Source organism: Gilliamella sp. B3022 (assembly GCF_028751545.1).
In the GTDB taxonomy this organism is placed as follows: Bacteria; Pseudomonadota; Gammaproteobacteria; order Enterobacterales; family Orbaceae; genus Gilliamella.
Window position 1 is genome coordinate 465,731 of sequence record NZ_CP071867.1, and the last position, 26,493, is coordinate 492,223.

At 33.5% G+C, this 26,493-nt stretch carries 22 protein-coding genes and 1 riboswitch; of the genes, 14 read left to right on the forward strand and 8 right to left on the reverse strand.

Annotated elements, in window-relative coordinates:
• Positions 1-33 precede the first annotated feature (33 nt).
• Positions 34-208: riboswitch (Lysine riboswitch) on the forward strand.
• 82 nt (positions 209-290) lie between these two features.
• The 3 genes from lysC to cysS all read left to right on the forward strand — a co-directional run bounded on the left by lysC (position 291) and on the right by cysS (position 4,141).
• The gene (lysC, locus tag J4T76_RS02015) at positions 291-1,652 is read left to right on the forward strand and encodes a lysine-sensitive aspartokinase 3 (RefSeq protein WP_267354451.1); all 1,362 of its coding nucleotides are present in this window, start codon (positions 291-293) and stop codon (positions 1,650-1,652) included.
• Between the two features lie 363 nt (positions 1,653-2,015).
• The gene (locus J4T76_RS02020; RefSeq protein WP_267339456.1) at positions 2,016-2,258 is read left to right on the forward strand and encodes a GlsB/YeaQ/YmgE family stress response membrane protein; all 243 of its coding nucleotides are present in this window, start codon (positions 2,016-2,018) and stop codon (positions 2,256-2,258) included.
• A gap of 491 nt (positions 2,259-2,749) precedes the next feature.
• Positions 2,750-4,141, forward strand: coding sequence for a cysteine--tRNA ligase (gene cysS, locus J4T76_RS02025; RefSeq protein WP_267339457.1), 1,392 nt, complete (start codon positions 2,750-2,752; stop codon positions 4,139-4,141).
• A gap of 79 nt (positions 4,142-4,220) precedes the next feature.
• Here cysS and trmJ read toward each other — a convergent pair whose 3' ends face one another.
• On the reverse strand, positions 4,221-4,901 hold the full coding sequence (trmJ, locus tag J4T76_RS02030) for a tRNA (cytosine(32)/uridine(32)-2'-O)-methyltransferase TrmJ (RefSeq protein WP_443135234.1): 681 nt from the start codon (positions 4,899-4,901) through the stop codon (positions 4,221-4,223).
• A 321-nt stretch (positions 4,902-5,222) separates the two neighbouring features.
• Between trmJ and raiA the strand changes: the two genes are divergently transcribed.
• The 5 genes from raiA (at position 5,223) to J4T76_RS02055 (ending at position 10,454) form a co-directional block, all read left to right on the forward strand.
• The gene (gene raiA, locus J4T76_RS02035; protein ID WP_267339459.1) at positions 5,223-5,558 is read left to right on the forward strand and encodes a ribosome-associated translation inhibitor RaiA; all 336 of its coding nucleotides are present in this window, start codon (positions 5,223-5,225) and stop codon (positions 5,556-5,558) included.
• Positions 5,559-5,657: 99 nt separating this feature from the next.
• A complete protein-coding gene (gene pheA, locus J4T76_RS02040) occupies positions 5,658-6,809 on the forward strand; it encodes a bifunctional chorismate mutase/prephenate dehydratase (protein WP_267339460.1) in 1,152 nt (383 codons plus the stop codon).
• Positions 6,809-7,855 carry an A/G-specific adenine glycosylase gene (gene mutY / locus J4T76_RS02045; RefSeq protein WP_267354453.1) on the forward strand — a complete coding sequence of 349 codons (1,047 nt, stop codon included), beginning with the start codon at positions 6,809-6,811 and terminating at the stop codon, positions 7,853-7,855. The genes pheA and mutY overlap by 1 nt, the downstream gene beginning before the upstream one ends.
• Before the next feature lie 119 nt (positions 7,856-7,974).
• A complete protein-coding gene (locus J4T76_RS02050; RefSeq protein WP_267339462.1) occupies positions 7,975-9,132 on the forward strand; it encodes an MFS transporter in 1,158 nt (385 codons plus the stop codon).
• 281 nt (positions 9,133-9,413) lie between these two features.
• Entirely contained in the window at positions 9,414-10,454 is a 1,041-nt protein-coding gene (locus J4T76_RS02055; protein ID WP_267355728.1) for an NADH:flavin oxidoreductase/NADH oxidase, read from the forward strand.
• A 57-nt stretch (positions 10,455-10,511) separates the two neighbouring features.
• Here J4T76_RS02055 and J4T76_RS02060 read toward each other — a convergent pair whose 3' ends face one another.
• Both J4T76_RS02060 and tatA read right to left on the reverse strand, forming a co-directional pair.
• Positions 10,512-11,696: an FAD-dependent monooxygenase gene (locus tag J4T76_RS02060; RefSeq protein ID WP_267339464.1), complete on the reverse strand. Its 1,185-nt coding sequence runs from the start codon at positions 11,694-11,696 to the stop codon at positions 10,512-10,514.
• A gap of 11 nt (positions 11,697-11,707) precedes the next feature.
• A complete protein-coding gene (gene tatA, locus J4T76_RS02065; protein ID WP_416380321.1) occupies positions 11,708-11,869 on the reverse strand; it encodes a twin-arginine translocase TatA/TatE family subunit in 162 nt (53 codons plus the stop codon).
• Between the two features lie 641 nt (positions 11,870-12,510).
• On the opposite strand from tatA, the gene J4T76_RS02070 reads away from it, so the two are divergent.
• Together J4T76_RS02070 and J4T76_RS02075 are read left to right on the forward strand one after the other, a co-directional pair.
• Positions 12,511-13,203: a LexA family transcriptional regulator gene (locus J4T76_RS02070; protein ID WP_267339465.1), complete on the forward strand. Its 693-nt coding sequence runs from the start codon at positions 12,511-12,513 to the stop codon at positions 13,201-13,203.
• A gap of 251 nt (positions 13,204-13,454) precedes the next feature.
• Positions 13,455-15,290 (forward strand): ABC transporter ATP-binding protein, encoded by a 1,836-nt coding sequence (locus J4T76_RS02075; protein ID WP_267339466.1) that lies wholly within the window; start codon positions 13,455-13,457, stop codon positions 15,288-15,290.
• 79 nt (positions 15,291-15,369) lie between these two features.
• Here J4T76_RS02075 and dacB read toward each other — a convergent pair whose 3' ends face one another.
• Positions 15,370-16,806 carry a serine-type D-Ala-D-Ala carboxypeptidase gene (dacB, locus tag J4T76_RS02080; protein WP_267354454.1) on the reverse strand — a complete coding sequence of 479 codons (1,437 nt, stop codon included), beginning with the start codon at positions 16,804-16,806 and terminating at the stop codon, positions 15,370-15,372.
• A gap of 183 nt (positions 16,807-16,989) precedes the next feature.
• On the opposite strand from dacB, the gene J4T76_RS02085 reads away from it, so the two are divergent.
• Entirely contained in the window at positions 16,990-18,012 is a 1,023-nt protein-coding gene (locus J4T76_RS02085) for a TerC/Alx family metal homeostasis membrane protein (RefSeq protein WP_267355730.1), read from the forward strand.
• Positions 18,013-18,058: 46 nt separating this feature from the next.
• On the opposite strand, the gene cycA is transcribed toward J4T76_RS02085, so the two are convergent.
• Complete coding sequence (gene cycA / locus J4T76_RS02090; protein WP_267339469.1) at positions 18,059-19,432, reverse strand: D-serine/D-alanine/glycine transporter; 1,374 nt, start codon at positions 19,430-19,432, stop codon at positions 18,059-18,061.
• A 195-nt stretch (positions 19,433-19,627) separates the two neighbouring features.
• Between cycA and mltA the strand changes: the two genes are divergently transcribed.
• The 3 genes from mltA (at position 19,628) to asmA (ending at position 23,297) form a co-directional block, all read left to right on the forward strand.
• On the forward strand, positions 19,628-20,716 hold the full coding sequence (mltA, locus tag J4T76_RS02095; RefSeq protein ID WP_267339470.1) for a murein transglycosylase A: 1,089 nt from the start codon (positions 19,628-19,630) through the stop codon (positions 20,714-20,716).
• Between the two features lie 70 nt (positions 20,717-20,786).
• The gene (gene dcd, locus J4T76_RS02100) at positions 20,787-21,368 is read left to right on the forward strand and encodes a dCTP deaminase (RefSeq protein ID WP_267339471.1); all 582 of its coding nucleotides are present in this window, start codon (positions 20,787-20,789) and stop codon (positions 21,366-21,368) included.
• Between the two features lie 36 nt (positions 21,369-21,404).
• Entirely contained in the window at positions 21,405-23,297 is a 1,893-nt protein-coding gene (asmA, locus tag J4T76_RS02105) for an outer membrane assembly protein AsmA (RefSeq protein WP_267339472.1), read from the forward strand.
• An 83-nt stretch (positions 23,298-23,380) separates the two neighbouring features.
• Here asmA and hslU read toward each other — a convergent pair whose 3' ends face one another.
• From hslU to tolA, 3 genes are all read right to left on the reverse strand, one after another.
• On the reverse strand, positions 23,381-24,709 hold the full coding sequence (hslU, locus tag J4T76_RS02110; RefSeq protein ID WP_267339473.1) for an HslU--HslV peptidase ATPase subunit: 1,329 nt from the start codon (positions 24,707-24,709) through the stop codon (positions 23,381-23,383).
• A 27-nt stretch (positions 24,710-24,736) separates the two neighbouring features.
• The gene (gene hslV / locus J4T76_RS02115) at positions 24,737-25,264 is read right to left on the reverse strand and encodes an ATP-dependent protease subunit HslV (protein WP_267339474.1); all 528 of its coding nucleotides are present in this window, start codon (positions 25,262-25,264) and stop codon (positions 24,737-24,739) included.
• 162 nt (positions 25,265-25,426) lie between these two features.
• On the reverse strand, positions 25,427-26,482 hold the full coding sequence (gene tolA / locus J4T76_RS02120) for a cell envelope integrity protein TolA (RefSeq protein WP_274460508.1): 1,056 nt from the start codon (positions 26,480-26,482) through the stop codon (positions 25,427-25,429).
• Positions 26,483-26,493: the final 11 nt, after the last annotated feature.

Below are 26,493 nucleotides of genomic sequence, written 5' to 3' on the forward strand. Positions count from 1 at the left end.
TTCTATATGATAATTAAATTGTAACTTAAGTTACGAGAACGAAGAGGCGCATTGCTCAGGTAGATTATTTTAGATACTGGAATCGATGATAAATGATTGAGGGGATGCAGTGCCGAGGTTTGATTGATTATCCAGAAAGCAATTAATCCGACTGCAAGGGCTGAATCCCTTGGGTTGTCACCCTAACAGGTGGAGCGCTTCGCGGTTTGTACTTTTTAAATAAGAACGGTAAATTGCACATACCCTCGCTCTAACTCTGTTAAAAATAAAATTTTTAATATGAGGAATACATGGAAACATCATTTGTAATTGCTAAGTTTGGTGGTACTAGTGTTGCTGATTATTCAGCAATGGTAAATAGTGCCAATATTGTTATCGCTAACTCATGTGTAAAAGTTGTAGTATTATCTGCATCTGCAGGTATTACGAACTTATTAGTAGCATTAGCTGAGGGTCGTGATTCTGATGTCCGAGCCCAGCATATAGCCAAAATTCAATCAATCCAATACAATATTTTAGAACAACTCCCTGAAAATCCAACATTAAGAGCTGAAATTGATCGCATCATTGCCAATATCGCATCTTTATCTGAAGCCGCAAGCTTAGCTACTTCACCCGCATTAACCGATGAGTTAGTCAGTCATGGTGAAATTATGTCTTCGAAACTATTTGTTGAGGTATTAAGAGAAAAACAAAAAAGTGCCATATGGTTCGATGTACGTAAAGTTATGCGAACCGATGATAAATTCGGTAAAGCTCAACCCAAAATTGAAGAAATCAAACAGCTTTGCTGTGCACATTTAAAATCCTTAAATACTAACGCGCTAATTGTTACTCAAGGTTTTATTGGCACAGAAAGTACAGGTAAGACTACAACATTAGGTCGTGGCGGAAGTGATTATACAGCAGCGTTACTTGGCGAAGCGTTAAATGCAACGCAAATAGATATTTGGACGGATGTTGCAGGTATTTACACTAATGATCCTCGCATTACACCATCGGCAAAAAGAATTGATGAAATATCTTTCGCTGAAGCTGCAGAAATGGCAACTTTTGGAGCGAAAGTTTTACATCCAGCAACATTAGTGCCAGCAGTACGAAGTAACATCCCTGTATTTGTTGGTTCAAGTAAAGCTCCACAAGATGGTGGTACGATTGTTTATAATACGAATAGTATCACATCTAAATTACCTGTGTTTAGAGCACTAGCATTACGACGCAAACAAACGTTGTTAACCTTAACCAGTTTAAATATGTTACATGCTCAAGGATTTCTTGCTAGAGTATTTACTATATTAGCTAAACATAATATATCCGTCGATTTGGTTACCACATCAGAAGTCAGTATCGCTTTAACTATTGATACAACAGGTACTTGTACTAATGGTAACAGTCTATTAACCAAAGAATTATTTGATGAGCTTTTAACTCTTTGTCATGTAGATGTTGAAGAAGATTTAGCTCTCATTGCCATTATTGGTAATAATTTAACTACGACAAAAGGTATAGCAAAAGAAGTATTTGGCGTGTTAGATGATTTTGTTATAAGACTTTGTTGTTATGGAGCAAGCACACACAATCTCTGCCTATTATCAAAAAGTAATGATGCAGAAGCAATTATAAAAATTTTACATAAAACCATTTTCGAATAAAAGCTTAAAAAGGGAGTGTTGATCTCCCTTATGCATAAATTTATATTACTATTGATTAGATACATGTTAAAAGATCGAAAAATTAACAAAAAACCTTAACTTTTATTACAAATAATTATAGAATAATCGTAAAGCATTATGTGAATAACATTATATGTAACGTATTCAAATAGTCGTTCTTTAATCTTTATATTAAATCATCTATCTCCATTTTTATGACCGTTAATCATTAATATAGTTAAAATTTGATTTACCAATTGTAATCAATAAAATTAAAACTTATATATTAATTTTAATATTTGATACATTTTCAAACTGTGTTTATAAGCTAAATTTAAACTTAATCAAACAAAGGAAATTATTATGGGTATTTTAAGTTGGGCTATTCTAGGATTAATTGCCGGTTGGATTGCAAAGTTCTTTATGCCGCTTGGAAGCGTGGGAGTAATTAAAACGATTTTATTAGGAATTGCAGGTGCCATCGTTGGCGGGTACATAAGTACATTTTTTGGATGGGGAAGTGTGACAGGATTTAATTTCCCTAGTTTATTTATCTCAGTGTTAGGTGCAATATTGCTTATTTACATCTACCGTCTGATGAAATAATATTCAGTTTTATACAGAATTGGCGGGAACTTCCCGCCAATGATTTATAAAAAATGAATCGAGATTATTATCGACGACATCACAGTCAATATAATTCTGTAAACTTAACTCATTTCCAAAATATCACTTTCTAAAATCCACGCACGCAAACAAAACTAAATTTTTCAAAATGCAATGAAATAGATAATATCGACACTATCCAAATGGTGATTGCATTATCAATTTCAATAAAATATTATGAAAATACAATAGGTAAATCTATAAATATAGCACAAAACCGTTTTCTTGGCTAAATTTCAGATAGCTACTATTTCAGTAGTCTCTTCATAAATGTCTTAAGTGAGACATTCGAAACATGAATAATTATTCCAATTTTGCATGATGGATTTATAATTACAGTATATAAAAGCATTTTAATAAATAATTTCACGATAACCGTATTTTTGTTATATTATTTAACAAACTTCATTAAATTAAACCTAAAGATTATAATGTTAAAAATATTCAATACATTAACTCGAGAAAAAGAAACCTTTAAATCAATTCATCCCAATAAAATTGGATTATATGTTTGTGGTGTAACTATTTATGACCTTTGTCATATTGGACATGGTCGCACCTTTGTCGCATTTGATGTTGTGACACGTTATTTGCGCTTTTTAGGTTATCAATTGACTTATGTTCGTAACATTACAGATGTGGATGACAAAATTATAAAACGTGCTCTTGAAAACGGTGAAACTTGTGAACAACTCACTGAACGCATGTTACAAGAGATGTATGCAGATTTTGATGCACTAAACATTAAGCGACCTGATGTTGAGCCTCGCGCTACTCAACAAATGCCACAGATTATTCAATTAATAGAAGAATTAATTGCAAAAGATCACGCTTATATTGCTGATAATGGTGATGTAATGTTTTCAGTAGATAGCGATCCTAATTATGGTATTTTATCACGTCAAAATTTGGAACAACTTCAAGCTGGTGCACGTGTTGATGTGGTTGATGTTAAACGTAATCCAATGGATTTTGTGCTTTGGAAAATGTCAAAACCTAATGAACCTAACTGGGATTCACCATGGGGTAAAGGACGCCCAGGTTGGCATATTGAATGTTCTGCGATGAACAGTTTTCAATTAGGTAATCATTTTGACATTCATGGTGGTGGTTCAGATTTAATGTTCCCTCATCATGAAAATGAAATTGCTCAATCTACCTGTGCTCATGATGGGCAATATGTTAATTATTGGATGCATTCAGGTATGGTAATGATAGACCAAGAAAAGATGTCCAAATCACTTAATAATTTTTTCACTATTCGCGATGTATTAAAACACTATGATGCTGAAACAGTCCGTTACTTTTTATTATCTGGTCACTATCGTAGTCAGCTTAATTACAGTGAGGAAAATTTAAAACAAGCTAGAATGGCTTTAGAACGGCTTTATACGGCACTTCGTGATACTGATGCTAATTATCCATATACAACAAAAGAGAGTAATTATTGCCATCAATTTTGTAATGCGATGAACGATGACTTCAATACTCCTGAAGCTTATTCGACCTTATTTGACTTAGCTCGAGAAATCAATAAAGCTAAAGCTGATAACGATATGCCGTTCGCCAACGAATTAGCGGCAGAATTGCGTTATTTAGCTGCTGTATTAGGCCTACTTGAACAAGATCCAGTGAAATTTTTACAAGGAAATCGACAAGATGATGCCGATGCTGAATTAATCGAAGCATTAATCAAACAACGTAACGAAGCCCGTGCTAGCAAAAATTGGGCTCAAGCTGACGAAGCACGTGATAAACTTAATGCAATGAATATTGTGTTGGAGGATGGGGCAAATGGTACAACTTGGCGGAAAAAGAGTTAATCCATTAAATTATCCTTACCATAATCGGTTATTGTTCAAAAATACCCACCCTTTTGTGGGTATTTTTATTCCTAAAAAATTACAACTTTTTATCAATCGACGTTAAAATTCCTCGTAAAATATTGAGCTCTTGTTGTTCAATTCGCGCTCGTGTAAACAATCTTCGCAAACGCCCCATAATTTGCCCTGGGTGATTAGCATTGATAAATTCTGTTTGCAATAAAGTTCTCTCTAAATGTTGATAAAAACGCTCAATATCAATATCTTTAGGGTACTCAGTTGTATGCGTATTTGAAGTTCCTTGCTCTGATGAACTATCTTGAAAGTTTAACAATGACATACGAATTTCATAACACAGTACTTGTACTGACATCGCTAAATTTAAAGAACTGTAGTGAGGGTTAGCTGAAATACCAACATGGAAATGGCATTTTTGCAATTCATCGTTGGTTAAACCCACTCGTTCTCGACCAAATACTAACGCAACTTGAGCATTAACGGCTTCATCAACGATTTTATCACCGCACTCTTTTGGTGTTAAATTGGGCCATTGTAAAGTACGAGGACGAGCGCTGGTACCTATCACGAGTGAACAATCAGCTATTGCCTCTTCTAAAGATGAAAAGATTACTGCATTTTTAATAATATCACTAGCACCTGCTGCTAATGATATTGATTGTGAATCAGGCTTTATCACTGGATTGACTAAACAAAGGTTGGATAAACCCATGGTTTTCATTGCTCTGGCAGCAGAACCCATATTACCAGTGTGGGACGTTTCAACCAAAATAATTTTAACATTATCTAAATAGCTCACATCTTCCTCATTAAAAGATCTTATAAAATAAATGAAATTGGTATTTACTTACAGTATATAGCAAAGCTAAGTAAAATGCAGTGTGATACTCTTATAACCATAAAATACATGATTAATAAAACCTTTTTTTTAAATTAAAAATCATAAAAAACTTATTTTATTAATAAACTTCTTATTGACGAAATAAAAATAATTTGCCAATGTATTAATAGAAAAATTAAAAAATATCAACTTAGTTGTTTGAAATTATAAAGGAGGTCGATTATGGCTTTAAGTATTACCAGTAAACAAATGGATATTACTCCATCAATTCGTAGTTATTTAGAAGATAAATTTTCGAAATTAGATAAATGGAGAGCGCTGTTAATCAATCCTCATTTTATATTATCTAAAGACCCTGATGGATTTATTATAGATGCCACAATTGCCACAAAAGGAACACCACTTGTCGCATCTGCAAAAAATATAGATATGTATACAGCTATTAACGATCTTATAGGTAAACTTGAAAAACAGCTAAATAAAATTCAACATAAAGGCGAAGCACGTCGAGCAACGGAAAGTATTAAAGGAGCAATTTTTGAAGAAGAAATCGAATAAATAAATCGTCCTGTTTTTTTAATTGGTACTACTTTAAGTAGTACCTTTATTTATATAGCTTGTTATAATATTATTAACCTTTAAAAAAATCTAATAAAAATGAAAGTAAACCCTTTATTACCTTTACGAGATAAAATTAACGAACTGGATCAGACTCTCTTAGAACTTATTGCTAAACGTCGAGAGCTTTCAACACAAGTCATTGATACTAAAATTCAGGCAAACATACCTGTACGCGACTTGGAGCGTGAACGTTCATTGATTAAATCATTAATTGAACATGGCAAAAAACATCATCTCGATGAGATTTTTATCAAACATTTATATCAAATAATTATTGAAGATTCTGTGCTTTTACAACAAAAAATTCTACAAGAAAAACTGAATTATGGCGCTATCTCGACCGCAAAAATTGCCTTTTTAGGTCCCATAGGATCTTATTCTCATACGGCTGCTCGCCGCTATGCTAGTGCTCATTTAGAGCAAATCGTTGAATCCAGTTGTGCTACTTTTAAAGATGTTTTCGAACAAATAGAAAAAGGCATTGTTGATTATGGTATTGTACCAATTGAAAACTCAAGTTCTGGATCCATTAACGAAATTTATGATTTACTACAAAAAACGAATTTACACATTATTGGAGAGCTATCACTACCAATTGATCACTGTATTTTAGCTATCCCAAATACCCAATTAGATCAAATTGATACTGTATATAGTCATCCACAACCATTCCAACAATGTTCTTATTTTTTGGAAGGATATCCGCATTGGAAGATTGTCTTTTGTGATAGTACATCATCAGCTATGGAAATGGTCGCTAAGTCAAACAAACCTAATTTCGCTGCTATGGGTAATAAAGATGGCGGCGAACTTTATGGATTACAAGTTCTTGAACATAGTTTTGCAAATCAAAAAGAGAATATAACGCGATTTATAGTTTTATCTCGTAAACCAGTTCAAGTATCCGATCAAATCCCAGCTAAAACGACCATACTAATGAAAACAGGCCAGCAAGCAGGCGCACTCGTTGATGCTCTATCTGTGTTACGGAATCACAATATTGTCATGACGAAACTTGAATCTCGTCCAATTCACGGTACGCCATGGGAAGAGATGTTTTATATCGACCTACAAGGTAATCTTTATTCCGAGGAAATGCAAAATGCATTAAAACAGCTAGCTAAAATCACTCTATATACAAAAGTGCTCGGTTGTTATCCAAATAACTCAATTACTGCTGTAATGTAATGACTGTAACCATCTCTCCCTTTGCAAAAGCTGTATTAAAATGGTATGAAAAGTATGGCAGAAAAACGCTACCATGGCAGATCGAAAAAACGTCTTATCATGTGTGGCTATCTGAAGTAATGTTGCAACAAACACAAGTTGCAACTGTTATCCCCTACTTTAACCGTTTTATTAAGTTATTTCCTAAAATAACGGATTTAGCAAAAGCACCTATTGATGATGTATTACATCTTTGGACAGGGCTAGGTTATTATGCCCGTGCTCGTAACTTACATAAAGCGGCACAAATTATTAATAATAAGTTTAATGGATTATTTCCGAGTCAATTTGACGATGTAGTGGCATTACCAGGAATTGGCCGTTCAACAGCTGGAGCAATTTTATCGCTTTCACAAAATCAGCATTACCCAATTTTAGATGGTAATGTAAAACGTGTTTTAACTCGATATTTTGCTGTTGAAGGATGGCCTGGTAATAAAACAGTCGAAAATAAACTTTGGCAATTAAGTGAACAGGTTACACCGAAACAAAATATTGCCAAATTCAATCAAGCAATGATGGATATTGGTGCGATGGTTTGTACTCGTACTAAACCTAAATGCACACTATGCCCATTGCATAAAGATTGTATTGCTTATAAGACAGAAAGTTGGCAACAATATCCAACAAAAAAAACGAAGACAACCAAGCCAGAAAAAACCGCCTATTTTTTGATGTTAGAATATAATCGTTCTATTTGGTTAGAAAAAAGACCTCCGTTAGGTATATGGGGAGGCTTATATTGCCTACCAGAATTTTCAAATGATCAAGATCCAAAAGAGTGGTTAGAAAAAAGGGGAATTATTACGACTGAACCTAAACAGTTAAACACATTCAGACATACATTTAGCCATTTTCATTTGAATATTACGCCAATTTATTGTGTTATTACCAATATTATAAAATGTTGGGACGAATCTTCTGGCTATTGGTATAAACTTGAATCAAATAATGCAAAAATAGGACTCGCTACACCCGTTTATAACTTATTGAAACAATCTGCTTAACATTACTGTCAAGCAGAAGCAAATTTATTTAATGTATAATCAGCCATTATATTTTGTTACATTTATTTTTTATGCATTGCAAACAATCTCAAGATTTAACAAACTGGTTAGTTTTTTTAATGGCATTTGCAATTGGTATCACTATTGCCAGCAATTATTATGCTCAGCCACTACTACATTCAATTACTCATGATTTGAATATTGCAGTTGATCATGCCGGCTTAATTATAATGGTAGCACAGTTAAGCTATGCTGTTGGTTTACTTTTTATCACACCGCTTGGCGATAAATTTGAACGAAAACGATTAATTATTATTTTAATGATATTATGCACTTTTGGGCTTATGATTAGTGCTTTGTCAAACAACTTATGGATGCTAATAATAGGTACATCCATAACAGGACTATTTTCAACCGTTGCACAAGTTTTAATTCCTTTTGCGGCAACTTTATCAAAACCTCAACAACGCGGTAAAATTGTTGGTACATTAATGAGTGGAATGTTAATGGGAATTTTATTGGGTAGATCCTTTGCCGGCGCTATTTCAACTCTTTCCGATTGGCATTATGTCTATTGGATTGCAACAGGTATTATGTCTATAGTTACGCTATCTCTCTGGATTTCACTGCCTAGTTACCGTAATACGGTTAATATAAACTACTTTCAATTATTATGCTCAATTGGTTCATTGTACAAACAAGAACCCATCCTCAGAATTCGTTCGTTATTAGCCATTATATCATTTGCACTTTTTTCTTTATTATGGACACCTCTTGCCTTTTTATTAAGTAATGAACCTTATCACTATTCCGACTTTATTATAGGTCTATTCGGAATTGCAGGAGCGGCTGGTGCACTAGGTTCGCCTATAGTGGGTAAATTATCAGACAAAGGTAAAGGTAGACTTGCTACCACAATAGGATTATGTTTATTGCTCATATCATGGTTACCACTTTCATTGGCTCAATACTCAATCATTGCTTTAGTATTGGGAGTAATTCTATTAGATTTTTCAGTTCAAGTTACACATGTTTCAAATATGAGTGCAATTTATCAAATAAGGCCTGATGCCCGTAGCAGAATGAATACTGGTTATATGATATTTTACTTTGTTGGTGGAATGCTTGGTTCAATCGGTTCTACTTATTTATTTAGCCATTATGGATGGATAGCAATTGTAATATCAGGAACAATTTTGGGACTCATGGGCATCATTTGTTGGATATTTTATACAAAAACGTATAGTGAACCTAAAACTTTTTTACAAACTAATTGATATTTAAAATATCGTTTAATTTTGACTTTAAGTAAAAACAAAATTATTATCCCTCAACATAAAAGCGTTGAACGTTGAGGGTAAATGAAAACTGATAATAAAAAAGTTATTATTAAGTAAATGGAACAAGCTATCACATTTTTTTGCATGTTTGTTAAAGCTATTCAATCATTGACAATGGAAAACTATTTTGAACTCAATTAAATCATGATGTTGATATTTACTTTTACTGATATATAAATTAATTTAATACTTTTATTAAGTTACCTAAGGAGTCATTTATGGCGACAATCTCTTTTCTTAATACTCCCTTCATCATCAAAAATTTATCATTAAAAAATCGTATTGTAATGCCCCCTATGTGCCAATATCAAGCAACCGATGGTATGCCTAATGATTGGCATTTTATTCACTATGTATCTCGAGCAATTGGTGGTGTAGGTTTAATTATTGTTGAGATGACAAATGTCGCTCCTAATGGACGTATTTCACCTAATTGTCTTGGGTTATGGAACGATGATCAGCGTGATCAATTTAAACGCATTGTAGATGCTGTACATGCTCAAAATGGTAAAATTGCCATTCAAATTGCTCATGCCGGTCGAAAAGCTTTAGGTGCTTCAGATGTTGTATCTTGTTCACCTATTCTTTACGATGGTTCAAACGAAGCCAATTCTAAATGGCAATATCAAATGCCAAGAGAATTATCAAAAGATGAAATCAAAGATATTATTAAAAAATTTGAAGAGTCAACAAAACGAGCCGTTGAAGCAGGTTTTGATGCCATTGAAATTCATGGTGCGCACGGATATTTAATTCATCAATTCAGTTCCCCAAAAACGAATCATAGAACCGATGAATATGGTCAGGATAAATTATTATTTGGTGAACAAGTTATAAAAGCAGCTAAATCTGTCATGCCTAGCAATATGCCACTTATTATCCGTTTTTCAGCGCAAGAATATAGTAAAGATGGATATGATATAGAATATGGGCGCCAAATAGCAAAACGCTTTGCTGATGCAGGAGCTGATATTTTAGATGTAAGTGGCGGCGGCGATGGTCAATTAGATCCAGCTCATACACCACTGTTTCATGCTGGATATCAAGTATATCTTGCTCGGGCGATCAAACAAGCAATCAATTTACCAGTAATCACTGTTGGCATGCTAGAAGATCCTTACCTAGCAGATTATGTATTAAGTACTGGTGATGCTGATCTAATCGCTATTGGACGAGGATTATTAAATGATCCTTATTGGGCAATACATGTACCATCTTCACCATTTGTACCAGCACCTTATCAAGTTGCTTTCAAATAATTCGACTTTGAATAAAATCCTGTAAACACATTACAGGATTTCAATACTCAGATAAAATTAAATATGCATTGCATATTTAATAAGTTGTTTTTTCAATGGTGAACAATTATCTATAGCATTCATACCGATAGTTCTTAGCGTTTTTTTCAATATATTATCACCATGAAACATATCTTGAATAGTTCTCATCGCAGTTAACATTACTAACGTATCTTTACGACGAGTGAATTGAAAAGATTTTAAATTTTCAGCAAGTCCAAAATCTTTTTGTTTATCATGTAACTGTTTAATGGTCGAAACTAATAAAGCAGAATCCTGAAAACCTAAATTCACTCCTTGCCCTGCTAGAGGATGAATAGTATGTGCTGCATCACCAATTAACACTAATCGATGTTTAATAAATTGTCTAGCCAAACGCGCTTTCAAAGGAAACACCGTACGTTTATTAATTACTTGGCATTTGCCTATTTTATCATCGGTTAATTTAAACAATTCTTGGCAAAACTTATATTCAGAAAGCGAGGTTAACATTGTTGTTTGATCAGGTTTAGTTGACCATACTAAACAACTTTTATTTTCTTGCCAAAGTGGTAAAAACGCAACAATACCATTTGGATAAAAAATTTGTTTGGCACAAGACTGATGGGGATATTGAGTCTCAACTGTTGTAATTAATGCATGATGAAGATAATTACGTTCAAAAACTGAAATTTTTTCGTGGTTTCGCAACCAAGAGTGTGCACCATCAGCACCAACAATCAGTTTAGCTTGTAAAATAGTATTATCAGATAAAGTTAAAAAAGCATAATCGGCATTATAAGTATTATCAATGGCTGTGAGATTAAAAATTGTTATATTGTGATTTTCTTCAGCAAATTGATACAAACAGTGAGAAATTAGATTATTTTCGATAATATAACCAAGATTAGGATACCCATAATCTTTTGCATGAGCTGAAAGATGTGCTAAACCGTTTTTTTCCCATACACCTATTTCGGTAAATTCTTGTACACGATGACTATTGAATAAATCGCTCCAAATGCCTATTTTAGACAAATACCTTTGGCTAGCACCATTAATTGCTGAAGCTCTAACGCCTATTTCGTGGTGAGGAAAAGATTCATAGCAATGAACCCTAGCATCGATAATCGCAATCTTTAAATCATATTGACTAAGTGCACAAGCCGTAGCTAGCCCAACTAAGCCACCACCAACAATGGCAACATCAAAATAAGTATTCATAAGATCAGTGGCTACTTATTATCTTTTTTTAATTCACTATCATCATTCATCGCTTTTTTAAAGCTTTTTAATGCAAAACCAAGATCTGAACCTAAATTACGCAATTTTTTAGTACCAAATACTAAAACGACCACGGCAAGAAACACTAAAAGGTGTGGGATACTAAATGACATAATAAAACCCTCTTACTTAACTACTCTTATCTATTTAAACATTTTCTTAGACGCAAGTTTTAATGAGGTATCATTATACTCTTTTTGTGAAAGGATTTCATAACTAGATTACGAATAAAAAAAAGACCTGTATAAACTATACAGGCCAACATGAAATATAAGGAATATAAGGAAAGAAAACAATGAAAAATCCTTACACTGCTTATTATCCATTTTTTTTCGCTTCAGTCAACGTTTTTATTTGTTTTTTTGTTTTATAAAAACGAATCATTAAAAACAAGAATAAAACATTAAAAATCATAATATTAAATCAAATTGATACTAAAATTTAGCCATTCCGCTAATTAGATTAAAATCAAAAATAAAATAAAAAAATGTTATTAACCATAAAAATAGCATAAACAAGACACAAAACAACAGATTTAAACCGAAAAATATCATTCATCAATTTTTTTCTAAATATCGGTACAACTATCTTAAAACGCAAAAAAACATTTTTCACAATATTATAACTCGCACAAAAAACGTTAAACCGAAGAAAAACACATTAAACACATATTATTCCCAATACCATGTATATAAAACTTAAAAAATATGCTCTATAATTAGCGAACGGATGAAAAAAGAAAAACGAGACAGAAATGAATATGATCAAAAATAAAAATGTCAAAACCTTCAAAGACAGACTATACAACTCGATGCAAGGTTTATCTGTTTCTGCTTTTGCGAAGAAATGTGATATGTCAGAAACTGTTATCAGGGATTATTTATCAGGAAAAACTTATCCCTCACTTACTCGTTTAGAGGTAATAGCTGAAAAATGTAATGTTTCATTTAACTGGCTTGCAACAGGTTACAGACTTGAAGTATTTGATCCCAAAGATGATGATGATGATGTATATAATGAAAATATATATCGTATTCCTGTTTATAAAAAACAATTACCGACAAAAGAAGAAGCACAATATCAACGTTTTATTCGTGAAACACCGCCAGTAATGAATTACCCAGTTGTAGAAGGCTGGGCATCCCATCGTGGTTTAGACATAAAAAAATTAATTCTCTATTGGGCAAAAGGTGATTTAATGTCTCCTGAAATTGAAAATAATAATGGACTTATTATAAACACGGATATCACTGAAATTATTGATGGAGCGATATATTTAATCGAATATGAAAATTTCACCCTATTAAGAAAAATTCGTCTAACGCTGAGCAGTTGGATTTTAATATGTAACAATAATCAATATCCAACAATTGAAGTACCTAAAGCACATTTTGATAAGTACAATATCGTTGGTCGTGTTGTACAAATAATTAAAGACGTCTTCTAAATTTAATAAATAGAAATCTTCTGTTTTTCAATATATAATTGCTGATGTGGGGAAATATTAATCAGATCTTTCCTCACTATTTTTTATATTCATAACTTATTTCATGATAGGTAGATAGTTAAGCAATGTTTATTTAAAATTTCACATAAAATTGGATGTTAGAATAATTGATATCTATTAACCCTAAACTTGTATTCCAATATCACTAATATATTTACCAAACAAATATCATTTTAATAATTAGGTCTTTTATGTATCGATTTTTTGAAAAATTGGTGTCGCCTTATCCTAAAGATGCTCCTCAACCGGCGGCTAAAAACTTTTTTAGTTTTATATGGCAGTCAACCAAAGGCACTCGCATATTTATGCTATTATTAATCTTATTGAGTGGATTAAGTGGTGCTTTCGAAGCTTTTTTATTTGCAGCATTAGGTAAAGTGGTCGACTGGCTCGCAGACGCTGAACCATCTAAATTTTGGCAGCAAGAAAAAACAACATTAATTATTCTGGCTATAATAATTTTAGCAAGCACACTGATCATTAGTTTACAAACGATTATTAAACATCAATGTCTCGCCGGAAATTTTCCAATGAGAATGCGTTGGAATTTGCATAGATTGGTTCTTAACCAAAGTATGCGCTTTTTCCAAGATGAATTTGCTGGGAGAATATCAGCAAAAGTGATGCAAACATCCCTTGCTGTTAGAGATACTTGTTTTTTAGTCGCGGATATTTTTATCTATGTTCTTATTTCATTTATTGCTATGGCGGCTGTTATTGGGCAATTAGATCCTTGGTTATTAATGCCTTTTCTTGGTTGGGGTGTGCTTTATGGGATTGCGATGTACTACTTTATTCCACGCTTAAGTAAAGTTGCTAGCATGCAGGCAGACGCGCGTTCTACCATGACCGGAAGAGTCACCGATGCTTATACCAATATCATGACCGTTAAACTGTTCTCACATGCAGGTAATGAAGCCAAATACGCTCAAGAATCAATGGATGAGTTTTTAGTTACCGTTAATCAGCAAATGCGTTTAGTCAGCAGTTTTGAAATTGTAAACCATATATTATCTATTACGTTGATACTTTGCACGACTGGTATTGCTTTATGGTTATGGACCGATCAATTAATTGGCATTGGAGCAATTGCCACAACTACCGCCGTCGCATTACGATTGAATGGTTTTTCTCACTGGATCATGTGGGAACTTGCTGCTCTATTTGAAAATATTGGTGTAGTAAAAGATGGCATCAATACATTTTCTTCAACTAAAACTGCTCACGATCAACCAAATGCAACAGAACTTATTGTTAAGCAAGGTAAAATAGAGTTTAAACACATTAATTTCAATTATGATATCAACAGACAAAAGTCAACCATTCAAGATTTGGATTTAACAATTAATTCAGGTGAAAAAATAGGTTTAGTCGGTCGTTCTGGAGCAGGGAAATCTACACTTATTAATTTATTATTACGCTTTTATGATTTACAAAGTGGTAAAATTATTATTGATGGACAAGATATCAAAACTGTTACTCAAGAAAGCTTACGTGCTCAAATTGGTATGGTAACTCAAGATACATCCCTATTACATCGCTCTGTACGAGAAAACTTGATCTATAGCAACAGTCAAGCCACTGAAGAAGAGATGATTACAGCAGCGAAAAAAGCTCATGCTGATAGCTTTATTCAAACACTTGTTGATGCAAATGGTCGAACAGGCTATGACGCATTTGTAGGAGAGAGAGGCATAAAATTATCAGGTGGACAACGGCAGCGCATTGCAATTGCCAGAGTAATATTAAAAAATGCTCCCATTCTATTATTGGATGAAGCTACCAGCGCACTGGATTCTGAAATTGAACAAGCAATTCAAGAAAGTTTATATACTTTAATGGAAGGCAAAACCGTTATTGCCATTGCTCACCGGTTATCAACTATCGCAGCAATGGATAGATTAGTTGTACTTGATCAAGGTAAAATTATTGAGCAAGGAACTCACAAAGAGTTGCTCGATAAAAATGGACTATACGCTCAACTATGGAAACATCAAAGTGGTGGATTCTTAGGGGAAAATGTGTAAACATCAATCTATTACAACAAAGAGTGATAGGACACATATAAGATTAAGTACTAATATGTGCCCTTGATGAGTTAGTCAATCAGTTAATAAAATTTTTATAAAACTCTGATTCAAATCGCATTATTGCACCATTTTTTGGTTCTCCTCGTGTATCAGCATGATATCCTGATAATAACTGCACAAACGCCAAATATTTACCATCGTTCTTTTGAATAAATCCAGCCAGATTATAACTACCTTGAATATAACCCGTTTTGGCTCGAATGGTTTCCTTAAATGGGATTTGATTAAAACTTTTACGATTTTGCAAAGTACCATCAACTCCAGCAATCGGTAGCATTTCAATAATTCCTAACTGCTCATTATTCGCTGAAATATATTGTAATATTTCCATTAATTTGTCTGCACTAACTAAGTTTAATCGGGATAATCCCGATCCATCAACAATGACTAAATTTTCAAGATTAATACCGGCTTTCGTTAGTAAAATTTGTTTGACTGCATCACTACTATTACGCCAAGTCCCTGCTATATTGTAATAATGTACCCCAAGAGTTCTAAAAATAGCATCTGCATATAAATTATTTGATTTTTTGAGCATAACAGTCAGTATTTCAGAAAGTGGGACTGATTGACTGGAAGTGAGTAAAATCAGTTGTGAATTATTTTTTTTATTTTTCTCTAAAATTTTACCATTAAGAACGATTTTTTGTAATTTAAGCTCTTTTTTTAAAATTGCAGAAAAATAAGCTGCTCCATCAAGTACCGCAAATTTTAATGGTATTTTATTATTACCTGAAGCAATGCATCCTGATAGGTAATAACGATTTTTATCCGAATAACTCACATCTAACTCACAATATTTATCATTCAAATCTTTACTATTAGTGGAAATCGTTTTGATATCAGCAGATACCACTACTGGAATATTAGATGATACTGAAACAGATGCTTTAGAGCCCACCTTTCCTGGTATAACTGTTGCATAAAAACAATTATCGTTTATGATTGCAGCTGAGGGAGGTGCATTATAACAAGCGGTTAAATTATTCCATGACCAACCCGCAGCTTTATCATGACTGGCAAAGACTGAAGTGTCTAAAATGATATTTCCAGCAATTTTTTCAATACCTTTTTGGTGCAGTTCAGTAAGCATTATTTTTAATCTATCACTAGAGAAAGTAGGATCCCCACTTAATTGTATGATAAGGTCCCCATTTAACTGCTTATTACTTATTGAACCATTAGTTTTCATAAGAGTTTTAAAGCGAAAATCACCCCCTAATTCAAGCTGTGCAGCTAAAGCGGTAATAACTTTTTGAGTACTAGCTGGTTGTTTAAATTGATCACTCTTATATTTTGCTAATGTTTTCGGATTACTACCAACAGATTGAACTAAAATAGATAAATCACTTCCTTTAGGTAACGTTGATAAATAAGGTTCTATTGACTGTGCATGTAATAATCCTGATAGAAAAAGAAGAATACATAAAATAATTATCCTGATATTATTCATGAAAATTGGCTCAAAATGTTATTTAACTATAATAGTCAATGGTTTTTTTCAAATATAACTTTTTTTGATTTAGCTAGCAATATATACTATATCACTTTTATACTTACATAGTACCGTTTATATAAAACAGTTCCAATTTCCCAAATTATCTGTGTATCAATATTATAACTAGGTGTCATAAATATGATTCAACACTCATTAGGATTTCCAGTAGAAACAGTATTAGTATTTGTTGGGTTATCCCTAACTGCAATTATTATCGACTTATATGCTCACCATAATGATAAACCTATCAGTTTAAAAAATGCAATTGGATGGTCAATTTTTTGGATAGCTGTTGCATTATGTTTTGCTTTATTTCTATATATTCATCATGGTAGTACAACAGCAAGTTTATTTATAACTGGTTATATACTTGAAAAAGCATTATCTGTCGATAATCTGTTTGTTATTATGGCCATTTTTTCATGGTTTACCGTCCCCAATAATTACCGTCATCGCTTGCTTTACTGGGGAGTTATTGGTGCCATTATTTTCCGAGCAATATTTGTAATAATTGGAACAAGCTTATTATCTTTAGGTCCATGGATGGAATTAGTTTTCTCAGTTATGGTTGCTTTTACGGGAATAATGATGCTAAAAAATCATAATAGAGATGAAGAAATTAAAGATTACTCCCATCATATCGCCTTTCGCATAGCAAAACATATTTTTCCTTCTTATCCTAAAATTGTAGGGCACACTTTTTTATTAACTCAAAAACAACTCGATACCGAACTAGCAAAACCAGAAAACAACGATTTAGTTGGCAAAATTTCTAAAAGTGCCGTCTATGCAACACCGCTATTTCTATGTATTGTTGTTATTGAACTCAGTGATGTTATGTTTGCTTTTGACTCAGTCCCAGCGGTGATTGCGGTTAGTCAAGAACCATTAATTGTGTATAGTGCCATGATTTTTGCTATTTTAGGACTGAGAACGATGTATTTTGTCTTAGAAGCTATGCGACAATATTTAGTTCATCTTGGTAAAGCAGTCATCTGTTTACTATTTTTTATTGCTGGTAAATTAGCTTTAAACGCCAGTAATCACCTGTTTGGTTACGGACTTGATATAAGCCCAACCTTTAGCCTTTATATCGTTTTAGGAATTTTAGTCCTAGGTATTATTGCCAGCTTTATCTGGCCAGAAAAAAATAATGAGTAATTGAACTGGAATTGGCAGGAGACCCTGCCAATATATTTAATTTACATTATTGTCTTTTTAATGAACGAATATAATAACTTACACCCAATATCATAAACCAAATAGGTGTTGCAATTAAAGCTTGACAAGTATCTTTCTCTAATGTAAGCAACACAATCATAAATGCAAAAAAGACCAAACAGACAAAGCACATCAAAATACCGCCAGGCATTTTAAAGCTAGATTGTTCATGCAAATCTGCTTTCTTACGACGATAAGCAATATAGGAAATTAAAATCATTGACCAAATAAACATAAATAAAATAGCTGAGATAGTCGTAACTATGGTAAATGCCTCCATCACATTAGGCACAAGATAAATCAATACCACTCCACCAAATAAGCAAAGACAAGAAAACCACAAACCATTAGCTGGAACCGAGCGACTTGACAACTTTCCGAAAGGCTCTGGCGCATCTTGTTTTTTTGCAAGTCCAAATAACATACGACTCGTTGAGTAAATACCACTATTAGCCGAAGAAGCTGCTGAAGTCAGTACGACAAAATTAATAACGCTTGCCGCAGCCGGTAATCCTATTAAGCTAAATAATTCAACAAACGGACTTTTATTTGGTGAAATAAATATCCAAGGTGTAACACTCATAATTATGATTAGAGAAAACACATAGAAAAAGATAATTCGAGCAGGCACAGAATTAATTGCTCGTGGCAAATTTTTATCTGGATCGACGGTTTCTGCGGCGGTAGTACCAACCAGCTCAATCCCTACAAAAGCAAAAATTGCAATTTGAAAACCGGCAAAAAAGCCTATAGTACCATTAGGAAAGAAGCCACCATATTCCCATAGATTTGAAAATGCTGCTGTTGTATCAGTTTGAGTGGAATGAAATGAGATTAAAATTAGCATAACTCCAATGGCAATTAATCCTACAATCGCAACAATTTTAATCATTGAAAACCAAAATTCTGTCTCACCAAACATTTTTACGGTCAATAAATTTAAGGTTAATAATAAAATAACCGTCAAAAACATCGGTATCCACGACTGTAACTCAGGAAACCAGTGTTGTGAATACCCCGCAATGGCAACAACGTCTGCAATTCCGGTAATAACCCAGCAAAACCAATAAGTCCAGCCGGTAAAAAAACCAGCCCAAGGACCTAAAAGGTCATTGGCAAAATCGCTAAAGGATTTATACTTCAAATTAGAAAGAAGTATTTCACCCATTGCACGCATAACAAAAAACAGGATAAAACCAATAACCATATATACCAAAACGATCGAAGGTCCAGCGAGACTTATCGTTTTACCTGACCCCATAAATAAGCCTGTACCGATTGCACCACTAATGGCAATTAATTGGATATGTCGGTTAGAAAGGTTTCGCTTTAGATCATGGTTAGAGGATTTAATGCTCATTGCTATTATTACCTTTTATTTTCACAATTTTCCGATTCAAAGAGTATGAGACTATAAAGTCTATAGAATCAAATCGCAAGCTGAATTGTTATGAAAACTTTTTATGGATTCATAATAATTATCTATAGTTTCTTATAATAGAATTGTGTAGCATAACCAACTATCCTTTATAACTTATTATAATAAATGATTAATATGAAACAAAATAACCATTGCTTTTATTTATCAGTCTTATTTATTTTGATTATCTTATCAGTATCAACTGGCTGTCAAAGCAATTTAAATAAAAATACTAAACAAGATCAACAATACAGCGATGGTAAGTTGCTCTTACCTTTTAATGTATCACCTACCCATTTGAGTTATCCTGTTAACATATCCGATTATGTTATTCAGATTGCAAAGATTGAATCTTCATCCCCGGAGTTGTATCGTCAAAATGAACATATTTATACCGCTATTAATAACTGGATTACTAACTTATTAGATTTCGATGAACTTCTTAAAGTCGGATTAAATAGTTATGGGTTGGCTGGACAAGATGGCTATGGTAATGTACATTTCACTGGTTATTATACACCTGTCATCAAAGCAAGACATACCCCAACATTAGAATTCAAATATCCTATTTATAAAATGCCAGCAATAACTAAAGGGCAATTGCCTAGCCGCGAACAAATTTATAATGGCGCATTAGCCGATAAAGGGTTGGAGATAGCTTACAGTAACTCTCTAATGGACAACTTTATTATGGAAGTTCAGGGAAGTGCTTATATTGATTTTGAAGATGGCAATCCTTTAGTATTTTTCAGTTATGCGGGTAAAAATGGTTATAGCTACTCAAGTATTGGGCAATTGTTAGTAAAACAAGGTGAAATAAAAAAAGAAGAATTGTCAATGCAAGCAATAAAAGATTGGTCTGAAAATAAAAGCGAAGAAAATCTTAAAAAATTACTGATTCAAAATCGTTCTTTTGTATTTTTTGAACCAAAATATAATGCAGAAGTAAAAGGTGCAGCATCCATCCCCTTAATTGCAAATGCATCGGTTGCTTCTGATAAGACATTAATTCCCATTGGCTCAGTGATATTAGCCGATGTTCCTCTTCTTGATCAAGATGGTCAGCATCGAGGTAAAAGAGAGACGCGATTAATGGTAGCACTAGATGTAGGGGGAGCTATAAAAGGTCAACACTTTGATCTTTATCTCGGGATTGGTGAAAAACCAGGCGCACTAGCTGGTTTTTACAATCACTATGGACGAGTATGGTTGATAAAACCTTAATTTACGAACATCGACGACATTAAAAGAACCTGTTAGAATAAACTAATATAAGTTGCATTAAGGATAACTCATGAGATTATGCGATCGAGATATCGAAACGTATTTACAAAATGGTAAATTAAAAATAACCCCTCAGCCCGCACAAAACTGCATCAATGGTGCAACTATTGATGTAAGATTAGGCAATAAATTTCGTACATTTAGGGAACATACTACACCTTATATTGATTTAAGCGGTCCTAAAGAACAAGTATCTGCGGTTTTAGAAAAAGTGATGAGTGATGAAATTGTATTATCTGAAGGTGATGCATTTTACCTTCATCCTGGTGAGTTAGCATTAGCCGTGACTTTGGAATCAGTTACAATTCCTAATGATTTAGTTGGCTGGTTAGATGGGCGCTCATCCCTTGCCAGACTTGGGCTTATGGTACACGTTACAGCCCATCGTATCGATCCTGGCTGGCAAGGACAAATTGTGCTAGAGTTTTTTAATTCCGGAAAAATACCATTAGCTCTTAGACCAGGAATGACAATAGGAGCACTTAGCTTTGAAACACTAACGGGTCCAGCAGCTAGACCGTATAATAGTAGACAAGATGCAAAATATAAAGATCAACATGGCGCAGTTGCTAGCCGTATTGATAAAGACTAAATCACCCAGTAGTTTTTATTCTGAAGGAATATTAACATGATCAAAAAAATATTAGTTACTCTTTTAATTTTAATCCTACTTTCTGCCATTGGTATTGTATCTCTTATTGTTTTTGTTGATCCTAATAATTATAGAGGATTTATTTCTAATACCGTTAAAGATAAAACAGGTTATGAATTAACTATTGATGGTAATTTACGATGGCACATTTGGCCACAAGTTAGCATATTAACTGATTCAGTTAAATTATCAGATATTGATGCCAAAAAACCAATTTTAACAGCAGATAATATGCGCCTTGATGTAGAACTGTTTCCTTTATTTTCAAAAAAATTAACGGTCAAAAATGTTTTTATAAAATCCGCTATTATCAATATTACCGATGAAAGTAAAGGACAAGTTTACAAACATAAAGCTCAACAACAAACAACTACAGATGAAAATCAAACTTCCCAAACTAAGCAGCAAAAAGACTCATCAAAATGGGCATTCACTTTAAATAAACTTGAAGTGTCTGATAGCACTGTTGTTTTACAAAATAAAGACGATTTCATTAATTTTAGAAATATTAATCTTGCTATCACTCAAAAAACAGATAAAAAAATTGCCATTGATGTTAAAGGCAATATCGACCGTAACCAGCAAGATTTTTCCTATGTGGCTAATGCTGATGTCGATTTAGCTTTATTTCCAGAAAAAGCCATAATTGATTTAAAGAAATTTAATTACATTTATAAAGGGATTGACCTTTCAGCCAAAGAATTGAAAGGCAATTTGAAAGGAGTAATTGATTATTATCACAATTCAAAACAATTAATGAGTAAAGATTTATCTTTTTCTGCTAATGAAAATTATTTTTCAGGCTCTTTTAATGCAAATTTTGATAAAAAACCTTATATAGATTTAACGATAGCGAGTAATGAATTAAATTTCACACCTTTTATACAGAAAGACAAAGATAAAAAAACAAATCAAAACATTACAATACAACAAACTCCGCCCGTTGTATCTAATGTTATAAATGTCGATAATGAACTAAACTTCCTTAATAATTTTAATGCTAAAGCAAAATTAGACATTAAAAAATTAAATGTTAATAATATGATATTCAATAATATCAATGTTGCTTTAGTCAATAATGATGGAGTAGCAACAATTCAAAATATCAGTGCTGACTTCGCCAAAGGGCACATAGCTGCTACCGGTATGGCAAATGGTAAACAAAAATATACTCAAATCAAGTTAATTCCAAAAATTAGTAATATTGATCTCAATACATTCTTCAACCAGATGGAAACACCAAATGATTTAGAAGGATTATTTAATGCGAACGGAGATATAGAGCTAAGTACATTATCCGCAAATAAATTATTAGAAAGCTTAAAAGGTAACTTATCAATCAATATATCCAACGCAAAATTAAACAAAATTAATATCAATAATATTATTGAAAATGCTGCAACTAAATATATCAAAGATGTTTCATCAACTGAAAATCTGAAAAATTATACAGAATTTTCTAAAATCAGTACGACTGCCTATTTCAATAAAGGGGATCTAGAATTAACAACATTGAATGCGCTTTCACCAACCCTTGAAGTGGTTGAAGGCTCAGGCAGAGTTGGTATGATTCAAAAAGATCTCGATATTAACATGAATGTTAAAATTCTTGGTGGATGGAACGGAAAAAGCGAAACTATTGCAAAGCTACAAAAGCTAGTAATACCAATGCATATTTATGGGGAATTTTCAAAACTTCATTATCAGCTTGATTTAGGTCAAGTGATTAAAGATATTTTTAATGATAAGTTACAAGAAAGTTTAGATAAATTTCGCAATAAACTAGAGAATCGAAATTCAAAAGATGACTCGAAATCGAATTCAAAGCAAAAAGCCGTCGATATGTTAGAAAATCTATTGAGTAAATAATAAGATAAATTAATTAATCAATATAATAAAAAAGGTGAGTTAAACTCACCTTTTTTATTGTTAGTACCGTTTTACTCTATTTACTATAGAATAAACTTACTAAGATCCTCATCCGCCACAAGTTTATCTAAATGGTCACTTACATATTTAGCATCAATAGTAACTGTTTTACCACTAAGTTCACTTGCATCAAATGAGACTTCTTCCATTAGACGTTCAAGAACAGTATGCAATCTACGAGCACCAATATTTTCATTTTGCTCATTTACTTGCCAGGCTGACTCAGCAATTTTACGAATACCATCAGGAGTGAAGTCAATATTAACACCTTCAGTTGCCATTAACGCTTTATATTGAACAGTTAATGATGCATTAGGTTCAGTTAAAATTCTTTCGAAATCTTCGCTTGTTAATGCTTGTAATTCAACTCGAATTGGTAAACGTCCTTGAAGCTCGGGAATTAAGTCTGATGGATTTGCTGTTTGGAATGCACCAGAAGCGATAAATAAAATATGATCGGTTTTTACCGAACCATGCTTAGTTGAAACAGTACAACCTTCAACAAGTGGTAATAAATCACGCTGAACACCTTCACGCGAAACATCTGGCCCAGAAGAATTACCTCTTTTACACACTTTATCGATTTCATCGATAAACACAATACCATTTTGTTCAACAGCTTCAATTGCTTCATGCTTAAGATCATCAGGATTAACCAATTTTGCTGCTTCTTCTTCAATGAGCTGTTTGAAAGCATCTTTTATCTTCATTTTACGAGCTTTTGTTTTTTGACCGCCTAAATTTTGAAACATTGATTGGAGTTGGCTGGTCATCTCTTCCATACCCGGTGGCGCCATAATTTCAACACCAATATTAACACCAGCTACTTCAATTTCAATTTCTTTATCGTCAAGTGCGCCTTCTCGTAATTTTTTTCTAAATGCTTGCCGAGCTGTTGAATCATTATTATTTTCAACTTGTCCCCAACCATCTTTAGCCGGTGGTACAAGTACATCTAAAATACGCTCTTCAGCTAGTTCTTGAGCTCTGTTACGATTTCTTTCAATAGTTTCTTGTCGAATCATCTTAACAGCAGAGTCTGTTAGATCTCGAATAATTGAGTCTACTTCTTTTCCTACATAACCAACTTCAGTAAATTTTGTCGCTTCTACTTTAATGAACGGAGCTCTAGCAAGTTTAGCTAATCTTCTTGCAATCTCTGTTTTACCAACACCCGTTGGTCCTATCATAAGAATATTTTTCGGTGTGACTTCATGACGTAATGCTTCATCAAGTTGCATACGACGCCAGCGATTACGTAAAGCAATTGCAACAGAACGTTTTGCTTTATCTTGTCCTATAATATGTTGGTTTAATTCGCTTACAATTTCGCGAGGAGTCATTTCAGACATAATAGTATTTCTCTTAAATCAGTTTAATTAGTAATTGAGCTCTTCAATAGTTTGGAAGTTATTGGTGTAAACACAAATGTCACCAGCTATTGATAGAGATTTTTGTACGATATCATGTGCAGATAATGATGTATTATCTAATAAAGCCCTTGCAGCTGATTGAGCGTAAGGTCCACCCGAACCAATGGCAATAAGATCATCTTCTGGTTGTATAACATCACCAGTACCTGTAATAATCAGTGAGGCACTTTCATCAGCAACAGCAAGTAATGCTTCTAATTTGCGTAACATTCTGTCTGTACGCCAATCTTTGGCTAATTCGACAGCGGCCTTAGTTAAATGGCCTTGGTGCATTTCAAGTTTACGTTCAAATAACTCAAAAAGTGTAAAAGCATCGGCAGTACCACCAGCAAAACCCGCAATTACTTTATTATTATATAAACGACGAACTTTACGTGCATTACCTTTCATTATAATGCGTTCACCAAGTGTAACTTGACCATCACCACCAATAACCACTTGCCCTTCACGGCGAACACTGACTATTGTTGTCATATTCTGCTCCTTCTCTTACTTTAAATAACTAAATTTGGAATGAATAGAACATATATGAGGACGAATAATTGATTTTCAACATCTCTATTAAAAGATGTTGAAAATTTATTTCCATTAAGAATGCCTTAAATCAAAACATTTTTGATACAAATAATTTCAATATCATTTTGGTTGGAATTCAACAATCATTTTTTTTACTTTATCATATAGCCCAATTGCTGGTTTTGGTATTGTTGCAAGTTTAGTAGCAGCAACCGCTTCACGACATAAAGCATCATCACCTCCACTAGCGGCAACATTAAGTAACAGCCCATCCGGCGCTATTTGAATTTGTAAAACACAACTTTTGCCACTATAAACGTTAGCTGGGTTTATAAATTTATTACTTATAGCATTTGTCACTAATGCTTTGTATTTAGCTAGTTCATCATCGGATGAACCTCTACGGCTTGCCGCTGCTCCACTTAGATTACTTGGAGAATTTGGAGAGCCAGAAGTCAGCCCGCCTAATAGATCATTAAGCGCTTTATCTTTTTTAGCCTGTTCTGCCTTCTGTCTTGCTTTTTCCGCGGCTGCCCTTTCTGCTGCCGCTTTCTCAGCTGCCGCTTTTTCCGCGGCTGCCCTTTCTACTGCCGCTTTCTCTGCCGCCGCTTTTTCCGCGGCTGCCCTTTCTACTGCCGCTTTCTCTGCCGCCGCTTTTTCCGCGGCTGCTCTTTCCGCGGCTGCTCTTTCTGCTGCTGCTCTTTCTGCTGCTGCTCTTTCTGCTGCTGCTCTTTCCGCGGCTGCTTTTTCCGCGGCTGCTCTTTCTGCTGCTGCTCTTTCTGCTGCCGCTTTCTCTGCTGCCGCTTTTTCCGCGGCTATCCTTTCTGCTTCTTGTTGTTTTAATTGCTCAGCAATTTTAATCCGTTCTTTCGTTAAGTCTTTTAAATATTGTTGTTCAGCAAGTTGTTTTTCTTGTAATTCTTTAGCTTGATCTGCTACCTGCTGTTCTCTTTTTTTATCAGCTTGTTGCTGGCTCTCTTTTGTTTTTAAATGTCGCTGATGTTGATCACTCATAACAGAAGGATCGATCATAATAGCATCTATACTATTACCAGTCTCTTTACCATAATCTACACTATCTTTTTCTTGCATAGCTTGATAACCAAGAATAATAATTAATATTAAATGTAATATAATCGATATTATAATTGGGATACTTAATTTTGAATTTCTCATATAAGACATTG

Bases quoted from the DNA above. Each gene is read 5' to 3' on its own strand.
- lysC (WP_267354451.1), top strand. From the start codon at position 291: ATGGAAACATCATTTGTAATTGCTAAGTTTGGTGGTACTAGTGTTGCT.
- J4T76_RS02050 (WP_267339462.1), top strand. From the start codon at position 7,975: ATGGCATTTGCAATTGGTATCACTATTGCCAGCAATTATTATGCTCAG.
- J4T76_RS02055 (WP_267355728.1), top strand. From the start codon at position 9,414: ATGGCGACAATCTCTTTTCTTAATACTCCCTTCATCATCAAAAATTTA.
- tolA (WP_274460508.1), bottom strand. From the start codon at position 26,482: ATGAGAAATTCAAAATTAAGTATCCCAATTATAATATCGATTATATTA.
- cysS (WP_267339457.1), top strand. From the start codon at position 2,750: ATGTTAAAAATATTCAATACATTAACTCGAGAAAAAGAAACCTTTAAA.
- trmJ (WP_443135234.1), bottom strand. From the start codon at position 4,901: ATGGGTTCTGCTGCCAGAGCAATGAAAACCATGGGTTTATCCAACCTT.
- pheA (WP_267339460.1), top strand. From the start codon at position 5,658: ATGAAAGTAAACCCTTTATTACCTTTACGAGATAAAATTAACGAACTG.
- mutY (WP_267354453.1), top strand. From the start codon at position 6,809: ATGACTGTAACCATCTCTCCCTTTGCAAAAGCTGTATTAAAATGGTAT.
- asmA (WP_267339472.1), top strand. From the start codon at position 21,405: ATGATCAAAAAAATATTAGTTACTCTTTTAATTTTAATCCTACTTTCT.
- J4T76_RS02075 (WP_267339466.1), top strand. From the start codon at position 13,455: ATGTATCGATTTTTTGAAAAATTGGTGTCGCCTTATCCTAAAGATGCT.
- J4T76_RS02070 (WP_267339465.1), top strand. From the start codon at position 12,511: ATGAATATGATCAAAAATAAAAATGTCAAAACCTTCAAAGACAGACTA.
- cycA (WP_267339469.1), bottom strand. From the start codon at position 19,432: ATGAGCATTAAATCCTCTAACCATGATCTAAAGCGAAACCTTTCTAAC.
- dcd (WP_267339471.1), top strand. From the start codon at position 20,787: ATGAGATTATGCGATCGAGATATCGAAACGTATTTACAAAATGGTAAA.
- mltA (WP_267339470.1), top strand. From the start codon at position 19,628: ATGAAACAAAATAACCATTGCTTTTATTTATCAGTCTTATTTATTTTG.
- J4T76_RS02020 (WP_267339456.1), top strand. From the start codon at position 2,016: ATGGGTATTTTAAGTTGGGCTATTCTAGGATTAATTGCCGGTTGGATT.
- J4T76_RS02085 (WP_267355730.1), top strand. From the start codon at position 16,990: ATGATTCAACACTCATTAGGATTTCCAGTAGAAACAGTATTAGTATTT.
- J4T76_RS02060 (WP_267339464.1), bottom strand. From the start codon at position 11,696: ATGAATACTTATTTTGATGTTGCCATTGTTGGTGGTGGCTTAGTTGGG.
- raiA (WP_267339459.1), top strand. From the start codon at position 5,223: ATGGCTTTAAGTATTACCAGTAAACAAATGGATATTACTCCATCAATT.
- tatA (WP_416380321.1), bottom strand. From the start codon at position 11,869: ATGTCATTTAGTATCCCACACCTTTTAGTGTTTCTTGCCGTGGTCGTT.
- hslU (WP_267339473.1), bottom strand. From the start codon at position 24,709: ATGTCTGAAATGACTCCTCGCGAAATTGTAAGCGAATTAAACCAACAT.
- hslV (WP_267339474.1), bottom strand. From the start codon at position 25,264: ATGACAACAATAGTCAGTGTTCGCCGTGAAGGGCAAGTGGTTATTGGT.
- dacB (WP_267354454.1), bottom strand. From the start codon at position 16,806: ATGAATAATATCAGGATAATTATTTTATGTATTCTTCTTTTTCTATCA.